Below are 16122 nucleotides of genomic sequence, written 5' to 3' on the forward strand. Positions count from 1 at the left end.
ATAAGCGGGAAGCTTACTGCTTAAATAAGAACGTAAAATATCTGGGGAAATTGACGAAGCTCCCACGTAATAAGCAATCAGGTATTTATCATTATTAGTCTCTTTTGCTATTACATAGGTTTCTTCTATAGAATCTAGGGACTGTAGTTGTTTTTCAATTTCTCCTAATTCAATGCGGAAGCCCCTGAGTTTTACCTGAGTATCTTTACGGCCTATAAATTGAATTGTTCCTTCCTGTGTCCATCTAACAAGGTCTCCTGTCTTATACAGAATTTCGTTCTTCTCAAAAGGGCTGTTAACAAAGCTTTTTTCAGTAAGTTCTTTATTGTTTAGATATCCTTTAGCCAGGCCAAGACCAGATGTATATAACATGCCTGAGACTCCAATAGGGCAAAGCTCTAAATTATCATCTAAAACATATACTTTGGTTCCCGGAATGGGTTTCCCTATAGGAATAGGCTCTAGTACTGAATGATTTTTTGGAATCGTATAGCAACAGGTAAATGTGGTGTTTTCAGTAGGTCCGTAACCATTAATCACCTCAATTTCCTGAATTTCCTCATATACTTTTCGTACACTCGCTGGTTTTACGATATCTCCTCCTACTAACAAATATTTTAATGGCATTTTAGCAAGGTCACTTCTCACCCATTGATCAAACAATGCTGCTGTAAGCCATATGGTATTAATATTTTCTTCCCTGATACTATTATTTAAATCAGTAATATCTACTTTGCTAAAGGGAAATAATACCAATTGTCCTCCATTAAGAAGTGCTCCCCAAATTTCAAAAGTAGCTGCGTCAAAGGAAACTGAAGATACCTGAAGCATTTTGGTATTCTCATCTAAAATCAGGCAATCCAGAAAGCTTAAACGAACCACACCACTGTGAGGTACTAATGTTCCCTTAGGCAGTCCTGTAGAACCAGAAGTGTATATTACATATGCCAGTGAATCTCCTTTAATACTTATGGGTTCAAAATCTACAGGCTGGGTCTCAATTTCAGCTTCAAGAATCTCTAAACTTAAAAATTCTAATTCGCTATGCATTTGAAAGCGATCCATCAAAAAGAAATCAGATAACACAATTCTGCTTTTTGTGTCTTTTAAAATAAAATCTATTCTCTCCTGCGGATAATTAGGATCAATAGGTACATAGGCGGCACCTACTTTCAAAATACCCAGTATTCCAACTATCATATCAATAGATCTTTCCATACAAACCACCACAAAATCACCTTGGGCAACTTCGCGATTTGCTAGATAGTTAGCTAACTGATTGGATCTACGTTCTAATTCTTCGTAGGTTAACTCTTGACCTTCAAAAAGCAGGGCAATATTATCTGGATGCTCTTCAACCCGTTTCTTGAAGATGTCCACAATACTTTTATCTTTTGGTATCTGGATTGAATTCTCATTGAAGTTTATTAATTGTAACTTCTCTTCTTTTGGGGAAACCAATTTTAATTTTCCAATTGAAAAATTGGTTGTAGAAGCAATAGACTTGAGTACTGTTTTAAAGCATGAGATAAATCTCTCAATAGTTGATTTCTCAAATAACGTACGATTATAGTTAATTGAAAAATATAACTCATTGTCATTTTCAGTAACAATCAGGCTCATATCAAACTTTGAAACTTCATTGCTTCCGTCTTCATGACTCTCTATTTCAAGGTCTGAAAATTCCATTTGGTTTGAGGTTCCTTCTATGTTATAAGTAAAGGTGACATCAAATAATGGGTTTCTTCCTGTATTTCTTTCTAATTGTAAGGCTTCTACTAAATCTTCATATTGATAAAGCTGATGATCAAAAGCTGCTAATGTATTGGCTTTTACTTCATGCAAAAATTCTCTAAAAGAAAGCGAAGATTTTGGTTTATTTCTTAAAGGAAGTGTATTGATAAACATTCCAACAATCCCCTCCAAATCAAAGTGTAAACGTCCTGAAACCGGACTTCCTATTACAACATCTTCTGTATTCCCCAACTTACCTAAAAGCAAATAGTACGCAGAAAGTAATAATATGTTAGTAGTCACTTCTTCATTTTTGGCAATAGCTTGCAACTGTTGCACCAATTCCTTGTCTAGGCTAAAGGCTGCATTTCCTCCTTCATCTGTTCTTACCAAAGGTCTTGAATGATCTGTAGGGAGTTCCAGTACATTCACCTCTTCACTAAAAACATCCAGCCAGTATTCTTTATGAGAAGCTACCAGTGATGCCTGTGCATCACTCTGCTGCCACTCCGCATAATCTCGGTATTGCAGTGGTAACTCAGGTAAGGAATCTCCTCGGTACAAACGCCAGAAATCATTCAGTAAGATCTCATGAGATACCCCATCACTGATAATGTGATGCATGTCAAAAAGAAGGATGTAACCCCCTTCTTCTAAATGAATAAGACCCGCTCTAAATGGATAGTCATTTGCCAAATCAAAAGGTCTCATAAAGCCATCGATTACCTCATCTGCTGATGCTTCATTTGAAGTATAGGTTGCTACCATAAAGACTTCCGCCGATACAATACGCTGTACTACCGTGCCTTCTTCTAATATAAACTGAGTTCGTAAACTTTCATGACGCCTTACCAAAGACTGAAACGCCTGAGTTAATTTAGCAACTTCAAGCCTTTTACCAATCTTAAATACTCCTGGCATATTATAGGCGGTTGACAGACGGTCAAACTCATACAAAAAGTACATTCGTTTCTGCGCAGATGACAAAGCGTAAAATGGCTTCTCCCCAGAAGGGATAATCGCCTGATGCACCTGAACTGTACTCTGATCTATATGACACGCCAATGCCTGAATAGTTTGTAATGAAAATACTTCACGCAAGGATAAACTTACAGAGAAGTATTTATTGATTTTATTGACTAACGAAATTGCATTCAAAGAATGACCCCCTAAATCAAAGAAACTATTAGAAGTGCCTACAGCGCCATTTTCTAAGTTTAATACTTCCGTCCAAATTTCTACTAAGGCTTGTTCAATATCGTTTGTGGGTTTTACAATGGCCTCTGAATTAACCGTATTAGGATGTGGCAGGGCGTTTCGATTTATTTTGCCATTAGATGTTAACGGAAATGCCTGCATGTGAACATAAAACAAAGGCACCATGAAGTCAGGAAGTTTTCCAGTCAAAAAGGTTTTAATTTTTTCAGCTGATATTTCTTCTTTTGCTACGTAATACGCCACTAAAAACTTGTTATTCCCTGCATTTTTTGCCATTACAACCGCTTCGCTTATCAAATTAAAAGAAGCGAGTTGTTTTTCAATTTCCCCAAGCTCTATGCGATACCCTCTGATTTTAACCTGACTATCTTTGCGGCCTTTAAACTCAATAGTGCCATCTGGAAGCCATTTTCCTAAATCACCAGTTCTATAAATTTTCTGATGCTCTTTAAAAGGATGCGAAACAAATTTCTCTGCTGTTAGTTCTTCTCTATTCAAATATCCAGAAGAAATACCATCTCCCGCAACACATATCTCCCCAATTACCCCAACTGGCACAAGACCACCTTCTTCTGTTAAAATATAAATTTCAGAATTACCAACAGGACCACCAATAGAAATTGAATCATATTCCTTTTCCTTTTCAAATTTAAATATAGTTGAGTCAATGGTATTTTCTGTTGGTCCGTAAGAATTATACAAAACTGCGGACACTTTAGTACCAATACTTTTTCTAAAAGCATGGAACATTGATAAGGTGAGTTTATCCCCACCAGAAACAATATGCCTTAATGAGGCTAATTTTTTTACATTGGCCGGCTCTATATTCTCTGAAATACTTTGAAGGAGAACCGGAGGCATATTTACCTTAGTAATTTGGTGTTTTTCTATATAATTTAGGATGTTGTTATAAAGATCTGACTTGAAATTTGCGGGAGCGATAACACAAGTACTCCCTGCCATAAAAGGAACTATGTATTCTTCAATTACTCCATCAAAACTGAATGATCTGTAAAAAAGAATTGAATCATTATTAGTTAAACTATAATAGTTAAGATAGAAGTTTACCCGTGAAGCCAATGAAAAATGTTTTATCAAAACACCTTTTGGTTGTCCTGTAGTTCCAGAGGTATAAATTACATAGGCAAGGTCTGAAACGTCTATCTTAGAAGAAGGACGAATTATGGTATAGCTGTTATAATTCTCTTCATCTACAAACACTACCTTTTGATTAGTGGAGTTTACAAGGGTTTCTAAAGATCTCTGAGTTAAAACGATTTTCGCATTACTATCGTTCAGCATAAAATCTACACGATCTTTAGGATAATTTGCATCAATTGGTACATAAATCCCTCCTACTTTTAAAACGCCTAGCACAGAAACTATAAGATCTATTGATCTTTCTAGACAAATTGGAATAAAATCACCCTTAGCAACCCCCATTTTCTTTAAAAAACTCGCAAACTGGTTGGATTGCTCTTCTAATTCTTTGTAAGTAATCTTTTTGTCGTTGTATACAATCGCAGTTTCAGAAGCATACTTTTGAGCATTTTTCAAAAGTGTATCGAGTACTGTAGTTGTTCCCTGATATCCGTTTTCAGGATAGTTATTACTAAACTCATGTAATAATTGATACTTTTCCTGTGAAGAAAGAATATCTATATCAGCTATTCTGGTAGAAAGGTTCTTAGCAATATTCGCTAATACTCTTTTAAAATATTCAATAAAATTTCGAATAGAATCTTCTAAAAACAAATCGGTACAATACTGCATTGAAAAGTAAACGTTTGCCTCAGTCTCTTTGACATTAAGTGTTAAATCAAAAATAGATTGCCCCTTTTCTTGCTCTTCGTATGGCTGAATTGCCGAAGTAAGTGTATTCGTTGACGCTGGAATACCTTCCTTAAAGTAGGAAAACATAGTGTCAAAAAGCGGGTTCCTTCCTGAGTCTCTTTCTACTCCCAAAGCCTCTACCAAGTTATCATACGGAAATAGTTCATGTTCAAAGGCTTCTGTAACATTTCTACTCACAACATTGAGAAATTCTGATAATTGAAGTGAGCCTCTAACTTCATTCCTCAAAGGAAGGGTACTTACAAACATTCCTACAATAGACTCAAGATCTGCATGATATCCCTCTGTATAGTGTCTTCCAGAAATAGGTGTACCCACAATAATATCTTCCTGATTTCCTAACTTAGCAAGCATAATATTAAATGCTGCTAAAAGTAAGGTGTACATGGTTACGCCTTGGTCATTACAAAGAGTATATAGTTGTTCTCTAAGTTGTGAAGTTATTGTAAAGTCAATGCTATTTCCATTATCGCTTTTTAGAATCGGACGGTCGTAATCTGTGGGTAGTTCTAAAACGGAAACCTCATCGCTAAATTTATCAAGCCAATAGTTTTTATGTGCAGAAATACGCTGCTGTTGAACTTTACTCTGTTGCCACTCTGCAAAATCCTTATACTGAATTTCTAATGGAGAAAGATCCATATTTTGATAAAGCGCTAAAAAATCTTTGGTAAGTATTTCATAAGACAGTCCATCATTTACAATATGATGTGTATCTAACATCAAAATATATCCGCCTTCTTTAATTGAAATTAAACCGGCTCGAAATGGAAGCTCATTAGCAAGATCAAACGGCTTTACAAATTCATTGACAATCTTGGGTGCATTAGATTCACTTGCACTCCTATATACCATTTCAAAATTGGTACTATCTTGAATTTCCTGTACCGGAATTTCATCAACTACTTTAAAATTAGTTCTTAAACTTTCATGTCTTTGAACCAACAAGTTAAAAATAATTTCCAGTCTAGATATCTCTATAGCCTCACTAAGACGAAAAATTTTAGTAATGTTATATACCACAGACGCTGGGTTAAAAGCATGAAGAAAATACATTCTTCTTTGCGCTAAAGACAATTTATAATATTTCTTCTCAGGAGCTTTTGGAATTGATGTGGTTTCGCTTTTTTCTAAAATATTTCTCCTCAAAGTTATATTTGAAAAATTGTAAAGCATGTTACAATCTCCCGAATTTAGGATACCAGAATCGTATTTAAGAAATAATTCTGGTGTGGATTCACAAGCTGAAATTTTTTCATTGCCAGCGACTATTTCTGTAAATACTTTCCAGATTTGTTGCTGTGCATATTCATAATTATTTTGAACTTTAACCGAGATATACGGCACTATTTGAGCGCAGAAATGATTAAAAAGTTGACCGTGAGAAATGGATTCCAGTTGATATTCGTTTTTATTTTTTGCGCATACAAAGTGACTTATGTCTGCTGGATCAATAAAAGGTATATCAAAGCTCTTGTTATTATTGATCTCCAATTTTGAGCAGTTAAGTATTAACCCTTTCAAACGATCAGTAGAAGCTATTTTTTGTTCAATTTCAGTATCAGAAACTAAGATTACTGAAGCATCCGCCACTTCTTTAATCTTTAATAACTCTGTATTTGAAATGGTAGGGTCTATATGCAAATAGACGTTTCCTGCTTTCCAAGTTGCTAAAATGCTACTCAAAAACCATTCATCTCGCTGCATAATTAATAGTACGGGTTTGGATGCACCTATATGCTGGTTTTGTAGCCAGCTTACTATGGAGTTAACACGTTTATCAACCTCTGCAATAGATACCTCATTTATCTGGTTGTTGATGAAATTAACTTCAGAACTTCTATGAAGCCTCTTCTGATAAATGTTTAGCAAATTGGTTTTTAAATCAATAGGTAAATTCTCAGATTGCCCATCTATAAGTCTAAAAAGCTCTTTTCTAACTTCAGACAAATTCTCAGATAAACTTTCCCTTGATTGAATTAACTTGTCAAGAACATGAGAAAAATTAATACCAATCTCCTTTATATAACTCTGGTCAAAGCGATGAGTATCATATTTTATTTTAAATTCTGAAATTTCATCCCTATTAAAACAAAATACCAGCGCAGGCATTTGTGCTCCCCAGGAAACGCTTGAAGATTTCTCTTCAAATATCCATCCCACCAACTGTTTTTCAATACCGGAAGTCTTTGTTTTTAACCAGAGGCCTAAAGCAGAAGAGTGTGCATTAACCTTATCTTTAATAAGGTTTGTTTTAAGTTGGTTTAATACCTCCTTAAAACTCATTTCTTCTAATCTGGAAATACGTATTGGTAAAACGATGTTGTTGCTTGCATCATTATTATTCGTTTTTTGTGATTTAAAGATTGTAATGTCGTCTATACCGGAATAAGAATAAGCCAATACACTCAGAGCTCCTAGGAGAACCATCTCTTTAGCCTGTAGGGATGGAGCAAGTCTGTGTAAGTCATTTTGTGACTTTTTGGATAGTTCAAAGTCCAACAAACCTTCATCAATCTCGGAAACAGAAGAACATTGCGCAGATAAGTCAAAATATTGATCTATCGATACGTTTTTTAATCGGTATTCCCAATACTTCTCTGCCCATACTTGATTTTTTTCTTTTACCAAGTTAGTGTCTAATAAAGATGTATTTTCCATATTACGAGGGTATTTGATTAGTGTTTGGATATTTCTTGTGGTAAGTAATTACCATCAATATAGAGTGGTATATGCGCATCTGTGGAGATGCGCATTAATTGATTTAATTAGTACTAAAAGTTGAAAGAGATATCGGTTTCAGCTATGTCTTCCATTTCATTCTGTTCTACAATTAAATCATACATTTGTACAGAAGTGTCTTCGGCCAATTTTTCAATAATCTCTATAAAAGATTTTATAAGCGTGTCAACATCATTTTCATGAAAATAAGAAGTCCCATACTCAAAAGAGACTTCATAAGAATTTTGAAGCTCACTCACAATAAGATTGATAGGAAATTTAGTTTCTGACTTTTTGAAATAGTGTAATTCAAAGTCTTTTTTCAGGTTTGCCATTTCATCTGATCCGTAGTTTTGAAAGGTAAACATCACATTGAATAATTCTTCACTCCCTTTTTGTTTGATTTTGGAAAGATCTGTAACAATATCTGTAAGGTCATATAGCTGTTTGTTAACTGCCTCTGCTAAGTAATTATGAACCTCTTTAACCGTAGAGCGGTACGTTTTATCTAAAGCGATTTTGTATCTTATTGGTAAAGCTTTGACAAACATTCCAACCAGAGGCTGCACCTCTTCTTGAATTCTTCCCGAAGCTGCAATTCCTACTGTAAAATCTTCTTGACCACTTAGCTGAGAAAGAAAAGTTATAAAGCATGTATAAAGGACAGAAAAAGGAGTAACATTTTCTTGTCTCAATTCCTCTATGACCGGATTAATCAGTTTTTTATCGATATGAAAAACGGTATTACTTCCTTCACTGGAAGTTTCTGAATCAACGTTATTTATTGTAGGCAATTTTAAAACCGGAATCTCCTCTTCAAATGAGTTCATCCAAAATTCTCGTAAAGCAGTGTATTCTGCAGATACCACAAAGTCTTGTTCCCATTCTGCAAAGTCTTTGAATTGAAGTGGCAATTCCTCCAGAGATTTTCCATTGTACAACCATAAAAATTCTGTGAAAAGATTGCGCTGGGAAACACCATCACAAATAATATGATGTATATCTATGATTAAAAAATCCTTATTGTCTGCATCCGTTATAATTCCTGCTCTAAAGAGTGGTCCATCACTAAGGTTAAATGGTTTGATAAACTTGTGAATTCCCTCATCAACCTTTGTTGAGTTAAGTACTTCTAACTCAAAATCTATAGTATCTTTAATCACCTGATGCACGCCTTCATCGGTTAATTGAAAAACAGTCCTTAAAGTATCATGCCTTTGAATTATTTCTTTCAATATTTTTTCAATTTCATCCTTTCTGGCATCACCCTTAATTTGAACCACATAGGGTAAATTGTATTTTGTACTTGACCTGTCTAAATCATAATTTAAATACATTCTTCTCTGCGCCGCTGTAAGCGGATAGCGATCTTTATCGGAAGCTTTTTTAATTTTATAAGGATCTGTTTGTTCTTTTGAACTCACTACAAAATTTGCCTGTTGAGCAATGGTGAGATTTTTGAAAAGCTCTCCTAATGGTATACGCACACTAAACTCTGCATAGATTTTTGCAATAAGCCTCATGAGACTTAAAGAGTTTCCTCCTATTTTTAGAAAACTATCGTCTGTAGATATCTCTTCTTTGTTCAAAATTCCTTTCCATATGGCTAACAATTTAGCTTCTGTTTCGTTTATTGGTTCAACAATTATTTTTTCAGTCTGCGTTGCCATCTCCATTAACTTCTTAAGATCTAATTTCCCTGAACTCAACAGCGGAAAGTTATCTACTTTTACAAGTTTTGAAGGGATCATGTATGAGGGAATGCTTTTTTGCATATACGCTTCTAGCTTATCTATGAACAGTGTATCAGAAAAATATTCTGCCTTGGGTTTTACGAAACCAAATAGGGAAGCGTCTGCACTATCATCTGAAGTAACCACTACAATTTTTTCTACTATTTCTGACTTTGTAATTAAACTTTCTACCTCGTCTAGCTCAATTCTTATTCCTCTTAATTTGATCTGTCTGTCTGCACGACCCATGAGTTCAATAGTGCCATCGGGTAGAATTCTTCCCTTATCTCCTGTTTTAAAGCCAATAACTCCTGGCTTTATTTCTACAAATCGCTCTTTTGTAAGTTCTTCATTATTGAGATACCCTTTAGTCATAAAATCAGATATGATATAAAGATCACCAGGTACTAAAATGTTATTGGGTTTTAAAGAAGCATCCGCAACAATGATTTCGGTATCTGCTATGGGCTTTCCTATGGGCATTCTCGCTCTACTAGTATCTTTTGCTTTTATTTTATAGCAGGAACGAATCATGGTAGTCTCGGTTAATCCGTAAAGATTTACCAATTGGATTCGCTTTCCAATAGTATGAAACCATTTTTGTAAGGTAGCCGGAATTATCTTCTCTCCTGAAAGCAATACATATTTTAAAGAAGGGTACATATTTTCAACCAATAGTTCATCTGTTGAAAAAACCCTGAATACACTAGGTACACAATGAATAAGAGAAATATTGTTCTCGGCAATCCATACCGACATTTTTTCTGGGGTAAAAAAATCTTCCTCTGCAGGAGGAATACAAATGGTTGCTCCCGAAAATAAAGGAACAAAAATATCTCTTAAAAAAGCATCAAAATAAGGGCTTATAAACTGGCTGAACCTGTAAGAGGTATCAATATTAAAAGTATCTTTCTCCCAATTTATAAACTGTAGTAAACTCTTGTTCTTACCAATAACTCCTTTTGGTTTTCCTGTAGAACCTGAAGTGAAATATACATACAAACTATCTTCACCAGTGAATTCAGGATAGTTTACTGAATTTGATAATGCCAGCTTAAGGATTTCGCTTATTTCAAATATATTTTTTACACCAAAAGGGTTTATTTCATTGGCATCATCTCCAATTACATATGCTAATTCCAATTCATTCACTATTGCTTTCAATCTTTGTTCTGGCAAAGTTTTGTCTATTGGCACGAAAATGCATCCGGCATTCATAACTCCAATCATTGCAGTTATAAAATTAATTCTGTCTTCTATAACCAAACCAATATAAGTGCCTGATTTTATGTTATTCTGTAATAGATATGCAGTTACTTTTTGAGCTGAATTATGTAAAGCTGAATACGTAACTGATTGGTCTTCTTTAACAATTGCAATGTTATCAGCATTCTTTTGAAGACTGCCAATGAGTTCTTTTTGAAAATTCATAATAAATACTATTAAGTTGAATTAAAATTTTGATGGTCTGGAATTTTTCTTTTTTTCATGAAAATGGATGTAAAAGAAAATCTTGCGATTCTTTTACTTCCTAATGATTAAAGAAAACTTAAGTTGAATGTTATATGCGAAAGCGATTAAGCGGCTAATGACTTTTTGAAAGAGAATTAGTTAATTCTCAAAGAATACATCCAAGAGCATTCCAAATGTTATGACTGTAATAAGCAGGTCATTTTCATATGGAGCATTGATCTTATAGCCAGGCTGACTATAGGTGTTCTTGAGCTTCTCAATTTCTTCAGGATTAAAATATCCTTGTCTTTTAATAGTATCAAAAGATAATAAATCGTTTATATACTCATTATTTCTTTGTACTAGGTAGGGGCTTCCGGGTGCTATAAAATGAAACTTTTCCCGTTCCATAACTGCTTTTGGAAGTATTTTTTCACCCATTTTTCTCAGGATATACTTCTCAGTGAATTCATTAAGCTTTAACTCTGAAGGTACCTGAGCAGAAAATTCAATAAGATCTTTGTCTAAAAAAGGATAACGAACTTCTACTGAATTTGCCATGGCCATACGGTCTCCATGATCTGAGACGAGGTGATCTACCAGTCTTATTTTATAATCTATGTATGCCCTTTTGTTGAGTACATCTAATCCTTCAATTTTTTTCTTATCAATTAATGGATAGTTGAGGCAGTTTACTTCATCGAAAGATGCGTTTACTGCTTTGCTATACAGCGCTCTTTTCTCTTGCTCAAATTCCAGAAAATTGCGTTCGTAATAAAAGGTTTCATCGCCCCATAGTTTTCTTCTCAAAGCTTTCTCTGCGTCATCACATTCATTTTGTACCAGTTTCATTTCGCGCATTTTATCAAATCTGTATCCCACATAGCCTGCAAAAAACTCATCTGCTCCTTCACCTGAGAGTACTACTTTTATATTCTTTTTTCGAACACTTCCAGATAAAGCCATTGAAGCTGTATTGTACGTTTCTTTTATTGGACATTCACTATGGTAAATAGAATCTCTTAAGCGTTCAGTAATATCTTGAAATAAGAACATATTCTGATTCAGGTGCGAATTACTTTCTTTGGCTACCATTTTTTGATAGTGTGACTCTGAGTGCATAGAGTCTACAAAATCAATAGAAAATGCTTCGTTGCTAATGCCTGGATTCAATTGATTTACTTTCATGGCTATCATAGAAGAATCTAATCCGCCACTTAAATAAAGACCATAAGGAACATCGGTACGTAACCTTAGCTGTATAGACTTTTCAAACAACTCTTCAAGTCTACCTCGGTAATATTCTTCTCCTTTTCCATTAAGATGTATGGTTCCCTTAGGATAAATAAGATCCCAATACTGTTCTTTTTTAATATCACCATTATCATTAATCATCAAAAAGTGACCATTCTCCAGGCTTGAAATGTCACGAAACATGGTTCGCTGGCCTACTAGGCCCGCAAAAGTAAAAATCTGGTCTAAGCCTATCTTATCCACTTCTCTTTTTACTAAGGGATGTTGTATGACAGATTTAATTTCTGAACCAAAAATAAATGTATTCTTAACCTTCGTATAGAAAAAAGGAATAATCCCCATCTGGTCTCTTGCACAAAACAATTTTTTCTTTCGCTTGTCATAAAGAGCAAAGGCAAATTGTCCATTTAACTTATTGAGAAATTTTGTTCCATGATCTTCGTACAGATGAAGAATAACTTCAATATCAGTGTCGGTTTTGAAAACATGTCCTCTTTGAACTAGTTCTTCTTTAAGTTCAATATAATTAAAGATTTCACCATTACAGATCAACACAAGTGAATCATCTTCATTACTTAAAGGTTGCATCCCGTTGTTAAGCCCGATAATACTTAATCTTGTAAAACCAAAAGCCACATTATCAAATAAAACAGTGTCTTGAGCATCCGGGCCACGGTGCAATAATTTATCATTCATTCTCTGAATGATCTGATGATCCTCTCCGTTAACACCCTTATCAAAACGAACATATCCACAAATACCGCACATAATAAATTAGATTAAATAAATATTGATTATAAATACCAGACCGCTTGATAACCAAAAGCAGTCTGGTTAATTGAAATTTCAACTTTTAAAAATTAGGAATGTGTCAATTCATAGTGATAAAGAAGTTCCTTCTCACCAAAAAGTCTTTCAGCAATAAGCCCTCTTTTTTTACACTCTTCTACCAACATATTTGATTGCACAATAGGGTGTGATTCTGGTGTGTATTTAATGCTACTTATAAACTCTAACCAAGGCTCTTGCCCCATAGCATATACATATACTTCTTTAGGATTAAAATTGTTCACCAAATACATTCCCTTATCAAAATCACTCCCCGAAAGTCTCCTTGACTGGTCGTCTTTTCTAGATATTTCTTTGGTAAGCAATGGACCGTAGAGCCATGTTAAAGGTGCACCGTCACATTCCATCCCCAGAAAGATTACATCTACATCACCAATAATCTTTTGTACATGTTCATAAATTTTGCTTTCCAAAACTCTGGAATCTGCTACAAACAAGAACTTAAACTCACCTGCAGCTACCGAATAACATAATTTTGAAACTATATTCAGATCACTGTGCTCTCCCATGAATGGTAAGCCTGTTATGGAGACATCTCCGTGCCGTATCTTCTCCATTTCTCCAATTTCAATTATATTATTGAAACCAATGTTATTGAACATCATTTTCAGATTTGGATCTTGTAAACTTCCACTGTATGTTTTAGGAACAATAATATTTTTAATTTTATGTCTTAGCGGAAGTAAGGTTTCAAAGACAATATGATCCTGATGGTTATGTGTTATTAAAACATAATCTATTACATCAGGAATGTCAATATCTGAGAAATGTTCTACAGAAGATTCATATCCGTAATAACTAATCACCGGATCTACCAGTACTGAAACCTCTTTGGTCTCAATTAAAACACATGCATGACCAAAATAACGCATTCTTGCCTTTTCTCCATCGTATTTTTTATAAGCAGGATGCTCCTGTGTGGTAAAGAAGGTGTCAAACAACGCTCTTTTTTCAAGTGGAACATTCAATAACTCCGCTATTTCATCTATAGAGCTTGGTGTTCTTTTCATTTTAGCCAATGCATCAATACCTTCATGATCAAATGGTATTTCTAGATGCAAACAGTTCGGATCGTCCAAACGTGGAGTGCTCAAGCAAAATGGTCTTTCATCATTATCTGTTATCCACAGTGCAATGCTTTGTGATTTTTTACTATAAAGTTCACTTTCATACAATAAAGGTTCATAAAAACGAAACGAAGGATTGTTATTCAAGTCATAAACCAGTTCTACATATCCTCTTAAAATTTCAGGAACCTCCTTATAAAGCTCCTCCATAGCATAGCCATTTGCTTTTGTTCTTAGCAATTCATCTAACTCTTTTACTGCCTTGTGAAATTCTATGAGGTGAGATTGATCTTGTTTTATTTTAGCAATTAGATTTTTCACGTCTTCTACTCGTTCTGTATCATAATCCATAAAAGGCCCTCCTAACATTTTAGGATTTTTAACCGCTGCCTGATGCAACTTAGGACTTTGTACATAAGAGTTCATGATTTTTAAATGCCGGTCAACTGTATTCATCGCTGCCGTGGCAGGAGAAATAAGATGTGGCCAGGCGTACCATCTATCAAACAATGGTTCTATAACCACATTGGGTTTCAAATAATAATTTTCCATCTTTTTAATGATTATTTATTTTAATTTAATAAGTGATAATTTCTGCTGAATAATTCACGTCAATATCCCGAATCGGTAACTGATCATTTCTAAGCACATAATTAATGATGTTGAAATAATAATTGAGAAATACCTTTATGGTTTCTTTTTCGTAAAGATTTTCACTGTAGACAAAACCGATGTTAAAGCTATTATTGTTCTTGGAGGCATCTAGCTTAAATTCATATTGCGTAGTGCCTCTTCGGTTTAATTCTACAGGTGTAAACGACAAGTCTCCTGCATTAAAAGCTTGCTCATTATAATTAAAATCATCAAACGCGAAATGTACCTGAGCGATAGGTGGTTTTTTAGAAGCATTTGAGTTTATACCTACCATCTTTACCATCTCGTCAAACTGAAAATCTTGATTATGAAAAGCATCCAGTACAAGTTTTTTAACAGCATTCAGGAAATCTGAAAAACTTTGCTCGGGGTTTATTTTAAAGCGCAGTGGTAAGATGTTTACAAAAGTTCCTACTATCTCACGCGTAGCGGTATTGGTTCTTCCAAGAACATCAGAACCAATAATAATATCATTGTTTCCGGTTATTTTATGAAGTAATAAATAGTAAATAGAGATCAGAAACATAAAATTGGTAATTCCCTTTTCTTTGATTAACTGATTTATCTTTTCAAAAGCTTCTCCTTCTATCACCAATTGTTCTAATTGTGCATTTGCCAATTCGGTTTCCTCAGTATCTCCTACGTAAGATAGTTCTAGTTGGGGTAGATTTCCATCTAGTTGGTTAGCCCAATATGCCTGCTGTTTTTGAATATCTTTTTGTCGCTGCCATGAAGCGTAATCCAAATAATTAGTAGATAATTTCTTTAAGACTTCTCCCTTTAGTAGCTTCTTTAAATCATTCATTAAGATTTTTAATGAATAACCATCTGCAGCAATGTGATGTACATCAATAAATAAGATATTTTTGGTTTCTGAGATCTTGTATAAACCAAAACTAACTGGCTCTCCACTTTCAAGATTATGAGGGCGAACAAAGTTTTTAAAAGCATCATCTAGATTTACAGATCCGCTATTAAAAATCTCAAAGTTTATATGTCCTTTTTCAAATACCTTTTGAAATACTCCTTCTTCATTATAGACAAAACCAGTCCTTAAACTTGGGTGTCTATTTATTACCGATTCTATACTTGATTTCAATGTTTTTTGATCAAGATGACCATCAATCATTATTCCCCCTGCAATATTATAAACGAGACTCTCTTTATCCATTAGGTAATAATAAAACATACGCTCTTGTGCAGAAGATGTTACCACTAAACCTTCATCAGAAACCTTAGGTATTTTTTCTTCAGAAGTAGTTTCTAAGGTGTCAAGAAAATTAGCAAGTGTTCTAATGGTTCTGTGAGAGAAAATATGACCAACCTCAATAGTTTTAGAAAATTGCTTTTTAATCTGAATCAGCGTTTGAAAAGCGTTTATTGAATTTACTCCTAATTCAAAAAAGTCTCTTTCTACACTAATCTGTTTTTCCTTAACATCTAAAATTTTTGCCCAGATTTCAATTAGTTTTTTTTCGGTTTCATTAATGGGAGCAACATAATTGTCTTCCTGAATGATGGTAGCCTCTGGAAGCGCCTTGCGGTCTATCTTACCATTCACCGTTAAAGGAAAAGAAGACAACTGT

5 protein-coding genes are annotated in these 16122 nt (G+C 34.4%); all 5 read right to left on the reverse strand.

Features of this window, described 5'->3' with window-relative positions; all coding sequences use genetic code 11:
* The coding region (locus WBG07_RS19145) for an amino acid adenylation domain-containing protein (RefSeq protein ID WP_340203720.1) at positions 1–7467 on the reverse strand (7467 nt) is incomplete at its 3' end.
* Between the two features lie 113 nt (positions 7468–7580).
* Entirely contained in the window at positions 7581–10691 is a 3111-nt protein-coding gene (locus WBG07_RS19150; protein WP_340203722.1) for an amino acid adenylation domain-containing protein, read from the reverse strand.
* Positions 10692–10871: 180 nt separating this feature from the next.
* A complete protein-coding gene (gene asnB, locus WBG07_RS19155; protein ID WP_340203724.1) occupies positions 10872–12734 on the reverse strand; it encodes an asparagine synthase (glutamine-hydrolyzing) in 1863 nt (620 codons plus the stop codon).
* Positions 12735–12826: 92 nt separating this feature from the next.
* Positions 12827–14434: an MBL fold metallo-hydrolase gene (locus WBG07_RS19160; protein ID WP_340203726.1), complete on the reverse strand. Its 1608-nt coding sequence runs from the start codon at positions 14432–14434 to the stop codon at positions 12827–12829.
* 25 nt (positions 14435–14459) lie between these two features.
* A partial coding sequence (locus WBG07_RS19165) for a condensation domain-containing protein (RefSeq protein WP_340203728.1) occupies positions 14460–16122 on the reverse strand: 1663 nt, incomplete at its 5' end.

It is taken from the genome of Ascidiimonas meishanensis (assembly GCF_037782385.1).
Taxonomy (GTDB): domain Bacteria; phylum Bacteroidota; class Bacteroidia; order Flavobacteriales; family Flavobacteriaceae; genus Ascidiimonas; species Ascidiimonas meishanensis.